Source organism: Chimaeribacter coloradensis, assembly GCF_002858715.1.
Classification (GTDB): Bacteria; Pseudomonadota; Gammaproteobacteria; order Enterobacterales; family Enterobacteriaceae; genus Chimaeribacter; species Chimaeribacter coloradensis.
Map to the genome: position 1 here is coordinate 379,889 of NZ_PJZH01000002.1, position 14,977 is coordinate 394,865.

9 protein-coding genes are annotated in these 14,977 nt (G+C 58.7%); 4 read left to right on the forward strand and 5 right to left on the reverse strand.

Annotated features, from left to right (window positions below; genetic code table 11):
- Positions 1-62 precede the first annotated feature (62 nt).
- The 5 genes from asnB to nagB all read right to left on the reverse strand — a co-directional run bounded on the left by asnB (position 63) and on the right by nagB (position 6,150).
- The gene (gene asnB / locus CYR32_RS04085) at positions 63-1,724 is read right to left on the reverse strand and encodes an asparagine synthase B (protein WP_101822823.1); all 1,662 of its coding nucleotides are present in this window, start codon (positions 1,722-1,724) and stop codon (positions 63-65) included.
- Positions 1,725-2,030: 306 nt separating this feature from the next.
- Positions 2,031-2,783, reverse strand: a complete 753-nt coding sequence (locus CYR32_RS04090; RefSeq protein ID WP_101822825.1) for an HAD-IIA family hydrolase — start codon at positions 2,781-2,783, stop codon at positions 2,031-2,033.
- A gap of 102 nt (positions 2,784-2,885) precedes the next feature.
- Entirely contained in the window at positions 2,886-4,106 is a 1,221-nt protein-coding gene (nagC, locus tag CYR32_RS04095; protein WP_101822827.1) for a DNA-binding transcriptional regulator NagC, read from the reverse strand.
- Positions 4,107-4,127: 21 nt separating this feature from the next.
- On the reverse strand, positions 4,128-5,267 hold the full coding sequence (nagA, locus tag CYR32_RS04100) for an N-acetylglucosamine-6-phosphate deacetylase (RefSeq protein WP_101822829.1): 1,140 nt from the start codon (positions 5,265-5,267) through the stop codon (positions 4,128-4,130).
- 82 nt (positions 5,268-5,349) lie between these two features.
- Positions 5,350-6,150, reverse strand: a complete 801-nt coding sequence (nagB, locus tag CYR32_RS04105) for a glucosamine-6-phosphate deaminase (RefSeq protein WP_101822831.1) — start codon at positions 6,148-6,150, stop codon at positions 5,350-5,352.
- Positions 6,151-6,474: 324 nt separating this feature from the next.
- Between nagB and nagE the strand changes: the two genes are divergently transcribed.
- The 4 genes from nagE to CYR32_RS04125 all read left to right on the forward strand — a co-directional run bounded on the left by nagE (position 6,475) and on the right by CYR32_RS04125 (position 14,836).
- A complete protein-coding gene (gene nagE, locus CYR32_RS04110; protein ID WP_101822985.1) occupies positions 6,475-8,430 on the forward strand; it encodes a PTS N-acetyl glucosamine transporter subunit IIABC in 1,956 nt (651 codons plus the stop codon).
- Positions 8,431-8,598: 168 nt separating this feature from the next.
- Entirely contained in the window at positions 8,599-10,269 is a 1,671-nt protein-coding gene (gene glnS, locus CYR32_RS04115; RefSeq protein ID WP_101822833.1) for a glutamine--tRNA ligase, read from the forward strand.
- A 390-nt stretch (positions 10,270-10,659) separates the two neighbouring features.
- Complete coding sequence (gene chiP, locus CYR32_RS04120; protein WP_101822835.1) at positions 10,660-12,105, forward strand: chitoporin ChiP; 1,446 nt, start codon at positions 10,660-10,662, stop codon at positions 12,103-12,105.
- A 64-nt stretch (positions 12,106-12,169) separates the two neighbouring features.
- A complete protein-coding gene (locus CYR32_RS04125) occupies positions 12,170-14,836 on the forward strand; it encodes a beta-N-acetylhexosaminidase (RefSeq protein ID WP_101822837.1) in 2,667 nt (888 codons plus the stop codon).
- Positions 14,837-14,977: the final 141 nt, after the last annotated feature.

Consider the following 14,977-nt stretch of genomic DNA (forward strand, 5'->3'; position numbering starts at 1 on the left):
TTGTGCCATAAAAAACGGGCCGCGCGCGGCCCGTTATCGGGAAAACCTGCCTCAGTGAGACCTTAATAGGCGGACTGGTGCACGCCCACGGCACGGCCGGAAGGATCATCCATCTTTTTGAAGGATTCATCCCATTCAATCGCCTTGGCTGACGAACAGGCCACTGACGGGCCGCCCGGCACACACTCCGCGGCGCTCGGCACCGGGAACAGCTCTTCAAAGATCGTGCGGTACAGGTACGCCTCTTTGGAAACCGGCGTGTTGTACGGGAAGCGGAAGCGGGCGGTTTCCAGCTGTTGATCGGTGACCTGTTGCGCCGCCACCTCTTTCAGTGTGTCGATCCAGCTGTAACCGACGCCGTCCGAGAACTGCTCTTTCTGCCGCCAGGCCACGCTCTCCGGCAGGTAAGATTCGAAACACTCACGCAGAATGTGCTTCTCCATCTTGCCGTTGCCGCACATCTTGTCTTTCGGGTTGATACGCATGGCCACGTCCAGGAATTTTTTGTCCAGGAACGGTACACGCGCTTCGACACCCCAGGCGGACATCGCCTTGTTGGCACGGGCGCAGTCATACATATGCAGGGCCAGCAGTTTGCGCACGGTCTCTTCGTGGAACTCTTTGGCGTTCGGCGCTTTATGGAAGTAGAGATAGCCGCCGAACACTTCATCCGCCCCTTCACCCGAGAGCACCATTTTGATGCCCATCGCCTTGATCTTGCGTGACATCAGGTACATCGGCGTGGACGCGCGGATGGTAGTGACGTCATAAGTTTCAATGTGATAAATCACATCCCGGATCGCATCCAGCCCTTCCTGCACGGTGAAGTGGATCTCGTGGTGAACCGTGCCCAGGTGGCCGGCCACCTCTTTGGCGGCGCGCAGATCCGGCGAGCCTTCCAGGCCCACGGCGAAGGAGTGCAACTGCGGCCACCAGGCTTCGCTGCGGTTATCATCTTCCACCCGGCGGCCGGCGAATTTCTTGGTGATGGCCGAGATGATGGAGGAGTCCAGGCCGCCGGAGAGCAGCACGCCGTACGGCACGTCAGACATCAGGTGGCTTTTTACCGACTCTTCCAGCGCGTTGCGCAGGGCCGCGGCATCCGTTGCGTTGTCTTTAACGTTGTCATAGTCGAACCAGTCACGGCGATAGTACTCCTGCACCTTGCCGTTCTGGCTCCACAGGTAGCTGCCGGCCGGGAATTCCTGAATGGTTTTGCAGACCGGCACCAGGGATTTCATCTCTGACGCGACAAACAGGTTGCCGTGCTCGTCATGGCCCATATAGAGCGGGATGATGCCCAGGTGATCGCGGCCGACCAGGTAGGCGTCTTTCTCTGTGTCATACAGGATAAAGGCGAACATGCCCTGGAGTTCATCCAGGAAGTCCGGCCCCTTTTCCTGATACAGCGCCAGGATGACTTCACAGTCAGAACCGGTCTGGAACGCGTAACGGTCGCCCAGCTCCTGACGCAGTGCCTGATGGTTATAGATCTCGCCGTTAACGGCCAGAACATGGGTATGTGCCGCGTTATAGAGAGGTTGTGCGCCGGTGTTGACGTCCACAATCGAGAGACGCTCATGCGCCAGAATGGCTTTCTCACCCGCATACACGCCGGACCAGTCCGGGCCGCGGTGGCGCATCAGACGGGACAGCTCCAGCGCTTTTTTACGCAGTTCAGCCGCGTCTGTCTTGATATCGAGCACACCAAAAATAGAACACATATAACTCTCCCTAACGCATTTCTCGGACGGTAACAATGGGGTGACGCAGCGGGTAAAGCAGGGGAGGCGGCGTGGCCATCACCCTGGCTGCGGGTCTGATAAAGAACATGCGCCAAAAGCCGCAGGTGATGCAAGAGGTTTAACGCCGCCGGGAAAAATAGTTCATCGGCCACCCTGAATTTTTAGCGGATCACTATTTTTAAGGCAGATAAATTATCGATTATGCAATTTTTAACGGGTTGGCCGGGGAAGCCATAAAAACGCAGCGGGATAAAAAAAGGGCCTGGCGGACGCCAGACCCTGCTGTCAAATCACATCAATTTCGGCGACCGACGGGTAAATCCAGGTCGGCCGGAACGGCATCGCATCGATATCGCTCAAGGTAGAGACGCCGGAGAGCACCAGAATCGTCTCCAGCCCGGCCTGAAAACCGGCCAGAATATCGGTACGCAGGTTATCGCCGACGATCACCGTCTCCTCGGAGTGCGCCTGCATCTTGTTCAGGGCGGAGCGGATAATCCACGGGCTGGGTTTCCCCACGTAAAAAGGCTGACGGCCGGTGATTTTTTCAATCGGCGCGCAGAGTGCGCCGCAGGCCGGGAAAAAACCGCGCCCGTGGGTATCGGGGTTGGTGGCGATGAAGCGTGCGCCCTGGGAGACGAAATAGGCGGCCTTGTGGATCATGTCGAAATTATAGGAGCGCGTTTCACCGACAATCACAAAATCGGGATTGATGTCAGTAATGGTGAAGCCTGCTTTATAGAGCTCATGAATCAGGGCCCCTTCGCCAATCACAAAGGCTTTTTTGCCCTCCTGACGGCGCAGGAAATCGGCCGTTGCCATCGCAGAGGTGAAGAAGGCGCTCTCAGGCACCTCGATACCAGCGGCCAGAAAACGGTTCGCCAGGTCCTGGGCGGTCTGCGACGGGTAGTTCGTCAGGATCACCAGCGGCATGCCCTGCTCTTGTACGCGCGCCAGGAAGAGGTCGGCACCGGGGACGGCGGTGTTGTCGTGCATCAACACGCCGTCAATATCACAAATCACGTTTTTTATCGTCATTGGCTTGCATACTCACGTTGGGTTGAAAGCAAAGCGGCCCATACACGGCGGGTCAGCCGTGCCGGAGGTCAACAGTATAGGCCAGCGTTGCGTCCGGGAGGGTCAGGATTCCAGCAGGCGCTGCAGCAACACGCCATTCAGCATGGCGCGTTTTGCCAGCGCGAACGCACCGATCGAGGAGCGATGATTCAGTTCAGAGGTCACTACCGGTAAATTTTTGCGGAAATCTTTCAGCACCTGGGTGGTGATACAGGCCTGAATCGCCGGCAGCAACACCTTTTGGGCCTCGGTAATTTCCCCGGCAATCACCACTTTTTGTGGATTGAAGAGATTGATGGCAATGGCGATCGCTTTGCCCAGATAGCGGCCCACATTCTCAATCACTTCGGTGGCCAGCGGGTCGCCGCGGTTGGCGGCTTTGCAGATAGCGCTGATGCTGTAATCGTCCAGCGTCAGCTTGCTGGGGTAACCCTGGGTCAGGAGATGGCGCACCCGGTTCTCAATCGCGGCGTTGGCCGCAATGGTCTCCAGGCAGCCAAAGTTGCCGCAATGGCAGCGTTCGCCGAGCGGGTCAACCTGAATATGGCCGATTTCGCCCACGTTACCGTTACTGCCGAGAAAGATCTGGCCGTTCACCAGAATGCCTGCGCCGGTACCGCGATGCAAACGAACCAGAATAGAGTCATCGCAGTCGCGCGTTGCACCAAAGTAGTGCTCAGCCAGCGCCAGGCTGCGAATATCATGGCCCACAAAGCTGGTGACGTTAAACCGCTGTTGCAGCGTGTCCACCAGCCGCCAGTTATCGACGCTGATGTGCGGCATATAGCGCACCACGCCCTTATCCGGGTCAACCAGGCCGGGCAGGATCACCGCGATGGCGATCAGCTCGCGCATTTTACGCTGGTAACGTTCAATAAAGGCGGCGATGGCCTCACACAGGGCGTTTTCCAGCGTTTCCTGGGTGCGCTGGGGCAGGGGAGAGTGCTCCTCACCCAGCGCCTTGCCGCTCATGTCATACAGGGTCAGGGTGGCATCGTGGCGGCCCAGCCGCACAGCCAGGGTATGGAAGTGGCGGGTTTCGGTAATGATGGAGATGGCGCGGCGGCCGCCGGTGGAGGCTTGCTGATCCACTTCGCGGATCAGCCCGCGCTCCAGCAGCTGGCGGGTAATTTTCGTGACGCTGGCCGGGGCCAGCTGGCTCAGTTCCGCAATCTGGATGCGTGAAATCGGCCCTTGCTGGTCGATCAGGCGGTAGACCGCGGCGCCATTCAACTGCTTAACCAGATCAACATTCCCGATTTGTGTCTGTCCGCCGGTGGTCATCTACACATTACCCGCTCATGGTTACACTTCGTTGCCGTTGACGAAAGTGTTGGTGATATGGAAATCACGGTCAAAGGCTGTCAGGTTGGCGACCTTGCCGACCTCCAGCGAGCCCAGCGCAGACGCCATGCCAATAGCCCGTGCCGGATAGAGGGTTGCCATACGCAACGCTTCATCCAGGGGGATACCCACATGTTCGACGCTGTTCTGTACCGCTTCGATCATGGTCAGTGCCGATCCGCTCAGCGTACCGTTGTCATCCACGCACAGCCCATCGCGATAGTATATTGTTTTACCGGCAAAAATGAACTGATCAATGTTGCCGCCCGCCGGGGCGGTGGCGTCGGTGACCAGCACCAGTTTGTCACCTTTCAGGCGTTTGGCATTGCGGATGCTGGCCCACGCCACATGCAGCCCGTCAGCGATAATGCCGCTGTAGACCTCCGGCGTGTCGAAAATCGCCCCCATCAGGCCCGGCTCGCGGCCGGTCAGGTACGGCATCGCGTTGTAGAGGTGGGTCGAGAAGCTGACGCCCGCGGCAAAGCCCCGGCGCGCCTCGTCATAGGTGGCGTTGGAGTGCCCGGCGGAAACCACAATGCCGGCGGCAGTCAGGCGGCGGATCACGGCGTCATCGACCCGTTCCGGGGCCAGGGTGACTTTGGTGATCACGTCGGCGTTGTCACACAGGTAATCGATCATGGCGTCATCCGGGGTGCGGATGAAGTCCGGGTTGTGCGTACCTTTTTTCAGCGGGTTAAGGTACGGCCCTTCCAGATGCAGGCCCAGCGCCTGATTCTGGTGGGTTTGCAGGTAAGCGCGCATCACGGCGATACCGTGCTTCATATAGTCATCACTGCAGGTGATGAGGGTCGGCAGGAAGCTGGTGCAGCCCGAGCGCTCATTGGCTTTCTGCATAATCTCCAGCGTCTTTTCGGAGATGGCGTCCAGCGAGTCATTGAATTGCACACCGCCGCAGCCGTTGAGCTGCAGGTCAATAAACCCGGGAGCCAGGTTCGCGCCGCCCAGATCGTGGGTCTTAATGCCTGCCGGCAGCTCCGCTTCCGGGCAGATTTTGCTGATCAGCCCGTTTTCAACCACGACGGCATGGCCATCAAGAACATCGTGGCCGGTATAAAGCCGCCCGTGAATTAACGCGTACATCTGTGCCCCCTGATTACATTCTCTTTACTGATTAACATCTGCTCAGCCACAGGCAGGAATGGCCCGCCGGGCGCCGCAGAGATTACAGGTCTTTCATGTTTTCCGCTTCCAGCTCGCGGAAATATTTCACGGTTTTCACTTTGAGTTCCATGGTGGACGGCTCATCACACACCATGACCGCTTTCGGGTGCAGCTGCAGGCAGCTGATGGTCCACATATGGTTGATGTTGCCTTCAACGGCGGCCTGAAGCGCCTGGGCTTTCAGGTGGCCGGTCACCAGAATCATCACCTCTTCCGCATCCAGCAGGGTACCGACGCCCACGGTCAGGGCATATTTCGGCACCTGGCTGACATCGCCGCCAAAGAAACGGGAGTTGGCGATACGCGTCTCTTCCGTCAGGGTTTTGATGCGGGTGCGCGACGCCAGTGACGAAGCCGGTTCATTAAAGGCAATATGGCCGTCATTGCCGACGCCGCCCATAAACAGGTTAATTTTGCCGTAGGACTTAATTTTCGCTTCGTAATTGCGGCACTCGGCATCCACGTCGTCTGCATTGCCGTTGAGCAGGTTGATGTTTTCGTGCGGGATGTCAACGTGGTCAAAGAAGTTGCGGTACATAAAGGTGTGGTAGCTTTCCGGGTGTTCCTGCGGCAGCCCGACGTACTCATCCATGTTAAAGGTCACCACGTGCTTAAAGCTGACCTGGCCTGCTTTATGCATGGCGATAAGGTGTTTGTAGGCTTCGAGGGGCGTGCCGCCGGTAGGCAGGCCGAGAATGAAAGGACGATCGGCGGTCGGCTTGAACGCGTTAATGCGGTTAACAATATGCCGTGCCGCCCATTTGCCCACGTCAGCGGTTGATTTTAGTGGGATTAATCTCATCATTCACCTCTTAAATGCTTGAAATAAAGATATACTACCGCGGGCGACGGCAAGGGGAATACCCTGGTTCCGGCCCCGCAGTACCGGCACAGCCTCGGGCTGCAGTCATTTTTTTAATAATAAAATAAGTTTTCAGACATGACCAGCAATTTGCCTGCCGTAGTGTGATTTTTGGTGATTTTTATCACAGAATCTCCGCTTTTAATTTGCGATACGAATTAATTTTTTTACACTCCGCGTAGCAGTTGCGTTAATAGAGTAAGAGTAGTCGTTGTGTGCTGACACTGCTTGCATCGTCCGGCAGCGGACATATAGGGGGAAATGGTGAATATTCTTGGATTTTTTCAGCGGTTAGGCAGGTCATTACAGTTACCTATCGCCGTGTTGCCGGTCGCCGCGCTGTTACTGCGGTTCGGTCAGCCGGACTTACTCAACATGCCCTTTATCGCCCAGGCGGGCGGGGCAATTTTCGATAACCTGGCGCTGATTTTCGCCATCGGGGTGGCGTCCACCTGGTCTAAAGACAATGCCGGCTCTGCGGCGCTGGCCGGTGCGGTCGGTTATTTTGTCTTGACCAAGGCGATGGTGACCATCAACCCGGCCGTGAATATGGGGGTGCTCTCCGGGATCATCACTGGGCTGGTGGGCGGGATGGTCTACAACCGCTGGGCTGACATTAAACTGCCGGACTTCCTCAGCTTCTTCGGCGGTAAACGCTTTGTGCCGATTGCTACCGGCTTCTTCTGCCTGATTCTGGCAGCGATTTTCGGTTACGTCTGGCCGCCGGTGCAGGATGCCATCCGCGCAGGCGGGGAGTGGATCGTGTCGGCTGGTGCGCTGGGTGCCGGTATCTTCGGCTTCGTTAACCGCCTGCTGATCCCGACCGGGTTGCACCAGGTGCTGAACACCATTGCCTGGTTCCAGATTGGTGACTTCACCAACGCGGCCGGTACGGTGTTCCACGGTGACATCAACCGCTTCTATGCCGGTGACGCCACCGCCGGGATGTTTATGTCCGGCTTCTTCCCGATCATGATGTTCGGCCTGCCGGGCGCGGCGCTGGCGATGTACCTGGCGGCCCCTAAAGCGCGCCGCCCGATGGTGGGCGGGATGCTGCTGTCCGTTGCCGTGACCGCCTTCCTGACCGGGGTGACGGAGCCGCTGGAATTCCTGTTCATGTTCCTGGCCCCGCTGCTCTATCTGCTCCATGCGCTGCTGACCGGCATCAGTTTGTTTGTGGCGACCATGCTGGGCATTCACGCCGGGTTCTCCTTCTCTGCCGGGGCCATCGACTACGCGCTGATGTACAACCTGCCGGCAGCCAGCAGCAACGTCTGGATGCTGCTGGTGATGGGCGCGGTGGCATTTGTGGTCTACTTCGCGGTGTTCAGCGCGGTGATCCGCATGTTCAACCTGAAAACGCCGGGGCGTGAAGACGCCTCCACCGTGGCCCGCCCGGAGGCCAACAGCAATACGGAAGAGGGGCTGACAGAGTTGTCCCGCAACTATATCAGCGCCATTGGCGGCTCAGATAACCTGAAAGGTATTGACGCCTGTATCACCCGCCTGCGCCTGAGCGTGAAAGATGCGGGCCGGGTCAATGACGCGGAATGTAAGCGCCTGGGTGCCTCCGGCGTGGTGAAACTCAACAAGCAAAGCATTCAGGTGATTGTGGGCGCGAAAGCGGAATCGATCGCAGACAGCATGAAACGCCTGGTGGCGGCCGGCCCGGTGCCTGCCTCCGCAGGCGGGGCGACAGGTAACGCGCCGGTGGTGAACGTGGTGAAACAGCCGCAGGCGGCCCCGAATCTCAAAGCCGTTGTCGAGAGCCTGGTCTCACCGATTACCGGCGAGGTGGTGACGTTATCCGATGTGCCGGATGAGGCCTTTGCCAGCGGCGCCGTCGGTGAGGGGGTGGCTATCCGCCCGACTGCCGGCACGGTGGTCTCACCGGCCGCCGGGACGGTGGTGAAAATCTTCAACACCAACCATGCGTTCTGCCTTGAAACCCCGGCCGGTGCGGAAATTGTGGTGCATATGGGCATCGACACCGTGACGCTGGGCGGTAAAGGCTTTACCCGCCTGGTGGAAGAGGGGACGGAAGTCACCGCCGGGCAGCCGGTGCTGGAGATGGATCTGGCCTACCTGAATGCCAATGCGCGTTCCATGATAAGCCCGGTGGTGATCAGCAATGCGGATGAGTTCTCCGCCGTGGTCACGCTGGCAGAAGGCCAGGTCGTGGCAGGCCAGACGAAACTGATTGATCTGCAAGGTAACTAAATACCCGGTTTTTCAACCGCGTGAAAACGGGAGGGGATCGATCCCCTCCCGTTTTTTTTGCCTGTGGCCATGCCTGCCGGATTTTCTGCAACAAACGGTTGTGTCCCAGCGTGGCTTGTTGGAACATAAGCGGTTATCAGTAGTGCTTTCGCATAGAGGAATAGAGAGATGAGTGAGGCTGAAGCCCGCCCAACAAATTTTATTCGTCAGATTATTGACGAAGATCTGGCATCCGGTAAACACAACAGTGTGCATACCCGTTTTCCGCCTGAGCCGAACGGCTACCTGCATATCGGCCACGCCAAGTCGATCTGCCTGAACTTTGGCATTGCGAAAGATTATCAGGGCGAGTGCAACCTGCGTTTTGATGACACCAACCCGGTCAAAGAAGACATCGAGTTTGTGGAGTCGATCAAGCGTGACGTGCAGTGGCTGGGCTTTGAGTGGAGCGGCGCGGTGCGTTACTCCTCCGACTATTTCGACCAGCTGCACGCTTATGCGGTAGAGCTGATCGGCAAAGGGCTGGCCTATGTGGACGAGCTCTCGCCGGATGAGATCCGTGAATACCGCGGCACGCTGACGTCGCCGGGCAAAAACAGCCCTTACCGCGACCGCAGCGTCGAAGAGAACATGGCGCTGTTTGAAAAAATGCGCAACGGTGGTTTTGCCGAAGGGAAAGCCTGCCTGCGTGCCAAAATCGACATGGCGTCCCCGTTCATCGTGATGCGTGACCCGGTGCTGTACCGTATTAAATTTGCCGAACACCACCAGACCGGCAAAAAGTGGTGCATCTACCCGATGTATGACTTTACCCACTGCATTTCCGATGCGCTGGAAGGGATTACGCACTCGCTGTGTACCCTGGAATTCCAGGACAACCGCCGCCTGTATGACTGGGTGCTGGACAACATCACCATTCCTTGCCACCCGCGCCAGTATGAGTTCTCACGTCTCAACCTTGAGTACGCCATCATGTCCAAGCGCAAGCTGAACCTGCTGGTGACTGAGAACATCGTGGAAGGGTGGGATGACCCGCGTATGCCGACTATCTCCGGCCTGCGCCGCCGTGGTTACACCGCAGCGGCCGTGCGTGAATTCTGCCGCCGTATCGGCGTCACCAAGCAGACCAACAACGTCGAGATGATGGCGCTGGAGTCCTGCATCCGTGACGAGCTGAACGAAGATGCGCCGCGCGCGATGGCGGTTATCAACCCGGTTAAAGTGATCATTGAGAACTTTGACGCGGGCGCAGAACTGCCTGTCACCATGCCGAACCATCCGAACAAACCGGAAATGGGCAGCCGTGACGTGCCGTTCAGCCGTGAAATCTACATCGATCAGGCTGACTTCCGCGAAGAAGCCAACAAACAGTACAAGCGTCTGGTACTGGGCAAGGAAGTGCGCCTGCGCAATGCTTACGTGATTAAAGCGGAACGCATTGAGAAAGATGCAGAAGGTAACGTCACCACCATTTTCTGCAGCTATGACCCGGAAACCCTGAGCAAGGACCCGGCAGACGGCCGCAAAGTGAAAGGCGTGATCCACTGGGTCTCTGCGGCACACGCGGTACCGGCGGAATTCCGCCTCTACGACCGCCTGTTCAACGAGCCGAACCCGGGCCTGGCAGAGGACTTCCTCTCCACCATTAACCCGGAATCGCTGGTGATTACCCACGGGTTTGTCGAGCCGTCACTGGCCACGGCGCAACCGGAAGTGGCGTATCAGTTCGAGCGCGAAGGCTACTTCTGTGCCGACAGCCGCTACTCCAGCGCGGAACACCTGGTGTTTAACCGCACCGTAGGCCTGCGGGATACCTGGGCGGCAAAAGCCACAGCCTGACCGTCGTAACCTGCAAAAAAGCGTGGCTCAGGCCGCGCTTTTTTTTCGCCTGACATTATTCTCGTCGAAAATTAAGATAGGGAAAATGCCCGTTTCCCTGTGAGATCACATTTTCCTCTCTATGATTGCCCGCTTAGTCATTTCCACGCTTTATAGTTCTTAAGCCATTCATATAGTTGAATAGTGTGCACTGCACCGGAAAGCGGCGTGATCTCCCCGTTTTTGTGTCATCTGTCATAAACCTCTACATTCCCACACAATCTGTATTGATAATTCGCGTTGCGAAAAATAGATTACGGCATGTCTGAGCCCTTTCAGACACGCCGTATCGCTGCTTGTTTACCGGCTGGGTTTCGCCGGATGTCTATTTTTCGTCAAAGAGGAATTGCTATGGTTACGCCAACCAGAAAGCGTAACGGGCCGGCAATGCTGATTGCCGGTCTGATTGCGGGAAGTGCAGGGGGACACTCCCCGGGGGTGCGCGCAGAGGGGTTTATTGAGGATTCCACGCTGTCCGGCGGCCTCTATTACTGGCAGCGTGAACGTGACCGCAAAGATCTCAGCCCAACCAAAACCGCCACCCAGCCGGACGGCAGCGTCACCACCATCACTAACCCTGACTACGATCGCTACGCCACCAACCTGTCACACGCCACGGCCAACCTTAACCTCGATTTCAGCTCCGGCTACGCCTGGGATATGTTCGGCTTGGATCTGGCCGCCTTTACCGCGATTAGGCTGGCGGAAAGCAGTGACAGCGGCCACCCAAACGAAATCGCGTTCTCGGACAACAACCGCGCCTATGAAGAGGACTACCGCGGCGACAAAAGCGGCGTCAGCCTCTACCGGGCCGCCGCCAAGTTCAAATCCCACGGTGTCTGGGCGCAGGCCGGTTATATCCAGCCGAAAGGGCAGACGCTGCTGGCCCCACACTGGAGCTTTATGCCGGGCACCTATCGCGGCCTCGAAGCGGGCTACCGCCACGATTTTCAGCAGGCCGGTGAATTAAGCGTCTCCTATATGTGGGCGGATGAATACAAAGCCCCGTGGCATCTGGAAACGGACGGCTTCCGGCAGGCTGACCAGAAGACCGCCGTGGATTACCTGCACTCCATCGGCGCGAAATATGATTTCAAAAATGATTTCATCCTGGAAGCGGCCTACGGGCAGGCGGAAGGCTATGTCGATCAATACTTCCTGAAAGGATCTTACAAGATCGAAGTGGCCGGCAGCCCGCTGACGGCCAGCTACCAGTTTTACGGTGCGGAAGATCGTATCAGCGATAAAAACGATCCAAACAGCCTCTATGACGGGCTGGCCTGGTTGCAGGGGCTGACGTTCGGCTATGAAACCGGCCCGGCGACCTGGCGGCTGGAAGGCACCTGGGTGAAAGCAGAGGGGAATCAGGGCTACTTCCTGCAACGTATGACACCCACCTACGCGACCTCAAACGGCCGGTTAGACATCTGGTGGGATAACCGTTCCGACTTCAACGCCAACGGGGAGAAGGCGCTGTATGCGGGAGTCATGGTTGACCTGAAAAAATGGCAACTGCCGGGGCTGTCGGTGGGCGGCTCTTATGTCTACGCCTGGGATGCCCGGCCCAGCACCAACGCCATGTATGACCAGAGCCAGCGGCTGAAAGAGAGCGCCTGGAGCCTGGATGCGGTCTACACCGTACAGGAGGGCCGCGCAAAAGATACCCAAATCAAACTGCATTACACCCAGTACAACAACCATTCAGACCTGCCGAGCTGGAGCGGCGGCTACGGCAACATTTTCCAGGATGAAAAAGATATCAAATTTATGGTGATTGCACCGTTCACCGTATTTTAACCGTGCGGCTGTGGCGCATCGCCCTGCCGGGCGGGATGCCTGCCGCCAATGGATGAGGTTCAGCATGAAAACACGTTTCCTGCGTACTACCCTGGCCGCCAGCGTGGCCTCCCTGATGCTCGCCGCACCGTCACAGGCGAGCCAGCAGACGGTGGATGAGATCAGCCGTTTCACCCTGAATTACCAAATCAATGACAACCAGGCCAACGGCCACGGCATCGACTGCCGCGCGCTCGGCGCGGACTGGGCCTCCTGCAACAGCGTGACCCTGACGCTGACCAACCCCGGCGCGGCCGTCAACGCCCGTGACTGGGCGATCTATTTCAGCAGCATCCGCCCGGTGCTGCAGGTTAACGATCCGCGTTTTACCGTCACGCGCCTGACCGGCGATCTCCACCGGCTGGCGCCGACGGCTGCTTTCCAGGGCTTTTCGGCCAACAGCCGCACGGCGATCCCGCTGGTGCTGGAGTACTGGCAGGTCGCCAACAGCGACATTATGCCGCGCTGGTATGTAACGGCCGGGGGCGCGGAGCCGAAAATCATCAGCAACACCGACACCGAGGACGTCGCGCAGTTTATGGCGGAGATCACCCCGGCGAACCTGAAGCGCGCGCCGGACGATAACAACATTGCGATGACCCCCACCACCCGCTTTGTGAAAAACCGTGACGTTACGCTGTTGCCCGCCTCTGCATTACGCGGGCAGATTATGCCGACGCCATTGCAGGTGAAGGTACACCCCAATGATGTGGTACTCGACAAGGGGCTGAAGGCCGATCTCACGGCACTGCCGGTGGCGTCCCAGCAGGCGGTGCGGGCGCGCATGGCGCTGCTGGGCCTGCCTGAGCAGCCCGGCGGCTACCCGCTCACCACCCGGATCGACCACACGGCCTTCAGCGGCACGCTGGCGGTTAACGGCGCTTACCGGCTGACCATCGGGGAGCGCGGGGCGGAGGTTGTGGGTTATGACCACAGCGGCGTTTTCTACGGCGTGCAGTCGATGCTGTCGCTGTTGCCGGTCAAAGGCGAAAAACGTATCGCCCGGCTGACCGCCGAAGATGCGCCGCGCTTCCTCTACCGCGGCATGCACATGGATGTCGGCCGCAATTTTCACAGTAAAGCAGCCGTATTGCGGCTGCTGGATGAGATGGCCGCCTATAAGCTCAATACCTTCCAGTTCCACCTGAGCGATGACGAAGGCTGGCGGCTTGAGATCCCCGGCCTGCCGGAGCTGACAGAGATTGGCAGCAAGCGCTGCCATGACCTGGCCGAGACGCGTTGCCTGCTGCCGCAACTGGGTTCCGGCCCCTTCAGCAACAATAACGGCAGCGGCTATTTCAGCCGGGCGGACTACATCGAGATAGTGAAGTATGCCCAGGCGCGGCAGATTACCGTGATCCCGGAAATTGATATGCCGGCCCACGCCAGGGCGGCGGTGGTTTCGATGGAGGCGCGTTACCAGCGGCTGCAACAGGCCGGGAAACCGGAGGCCGCCGATGAGTACCGGCTGCTCGACCCGACAGACACCTCAAACACCACCTCAGTGCAGTATTACGACCGCCGCAGTTACCTCAACCCCTGTATGCCGTCGTCGCTGCGCTTTGTCGACAAGGTGATTGGCGAGATTGCCGCCATGCACCGTGAGGCGGGGCAGCCGCTCACCACCTGGCACTTCGGCGGTGATGAGGCGAAAAATATCCGCCTCGGGCCGGGCTACCAGGATCTCAACGCACCGGCAGACCCGACAAAAGGGGCGATTGACCTGAGCAAAGAGGATCTGCCCTGGTCAAAATCTAAAGCCTGTCAGGCGCTGGTGAAAGCGGGTGGGGCAACGGCCTTCGATCATCTCTCCAGCTATTTTGCTGTGGAGGTGAGCAAGAAAGTGAAGGCGCACGGCATCGACAGGATGCAGGCGTGGCAGGATGGCCTGAAGGATGCGAAAGATGCCCGCGCCTTTGCGACCCCGCGCGTGGGGGTCAACTTCTGGGACACCCTCTACTGGGGCGGCGCGCAGAGCGCCGGGGAGTGGGCAGCCAAGGGCTATGAGATCACGCTCTCCAACCCCGATTACCTCTACTTTGATAAACCCTATGAGGTCAGCGCACGCGAGCCGGGCTACTACTGGGCCACGCGGTTCAGTGACGAGGCCAAGATCTTCAGCTTCGCGCCGGACAATTTGCCGCAGAATGCCGAAACCTCCGTTGACCGTGACGGCAACGCCTTCACCGCCCGCGGCGATCTCCCCTGGCCGGGCGCGCACGGGATCTCCGGGCAGGCGTGGAGCGAAACCATCCGCACCGACAGCGATCTGGAGTACCGCATCTATCCGCGCCTGATGGTGCTGGCGGAGCGCGCCTGGCACCGCGCGGGCTGGGAGTTGCCTTACCAGCCCGGCCGCGAATACCAGGGCGGCAAAACCACCTTTGTTGACCGCGCCGCGCTGGCCGCAGACTGGCAGCGCTTCGCCAACCTGATGGGGCAGCGTGAAATCGCCAGGCTTGACCGGCAGGGCGTGGCGTATCGCCTGCCGGTGCCGGGCGCGCGGATTGTCAACGGCCGGCTGGAGGCGAACGTGGCGCTGCCCGGCCTCACCATCCAGTACTCGCAGGATGGCGTAACCTGGCAAAACTATCAGGCAGAGGCCAAACCGAACGTTGAAAAAGGGGTCTGGGTACGCACCCTCAGCCCGGACGGCAAACGCAGCAGCCGCAGCGAGCAGGTCAGCCTGTAACGGCCGGCCGTCGTATCGCATCCCTTCAGCCCAGCCCCGGTAAGTCGGGGCTTTTTTATCGCCGCGCCTTTTTGTCACGGCTCGTCGGGGCAGGGGAAAGGGGCCGGAAAACAGGCGAAAAAAAACCGCATCAATGCGGTT

Bases quoted from the DNA above. Each gene is read 5' to 3' on its own strand.
- asnB (WP_101822823.1), bottom strand. From the start codon at position 1,724: ATGTGTTCTATTTTTGGTGTGCTCGATATCAAGACAGACGCGGCTGAA.
- CYR32_RS04090 (WP_101822825.1), bottom strand. From the start codon at position 2,783: ATGACGATAAAAAACGTGATTTGTGATATTGACGGCGTGTTGATGCAC.
- glnS (WP_101822833.1), top strand. From the start codon at position 8,599: ATGAGTGAGGCTGAAGCCCGCCCAACAAATTTTATTCGTCAGATTATT.
- nagC (WP_101822827.1), bottom strand. From the start codon at position 4,106: ATGACCACCGGCGGACAGACACAAATCGGGAATGTTGATCTGGTTAAG.
- nagA (WP_101822829.1), bottom strand. From the start codon at position 5,267: ATGTACGCGTTAATTCACGGGCGGCTTTATACCGGCCACGATGTTCTT.
- nagB (WP_101822831.1), bottom strand. From the start codon at position 6,150: ATGAGATTAATCCCACTAAAATCAACCGCTGACGTGGGCAAATGGGCG.
- chiP (WP_101822835.1), top strand. From the start codon at position 10,660: ATGGTTACGCCAACCAGAAAGCGTAACGGGCCGGCAATGCTGATTGCC.
- CYR32_RS04125 (WP_101822837.1), top strand. From the start codon at position 12,170: ATGAAAACACGTTTCCTGCGTACTACCCTGGCCGCCAGCGTGGCCTCC.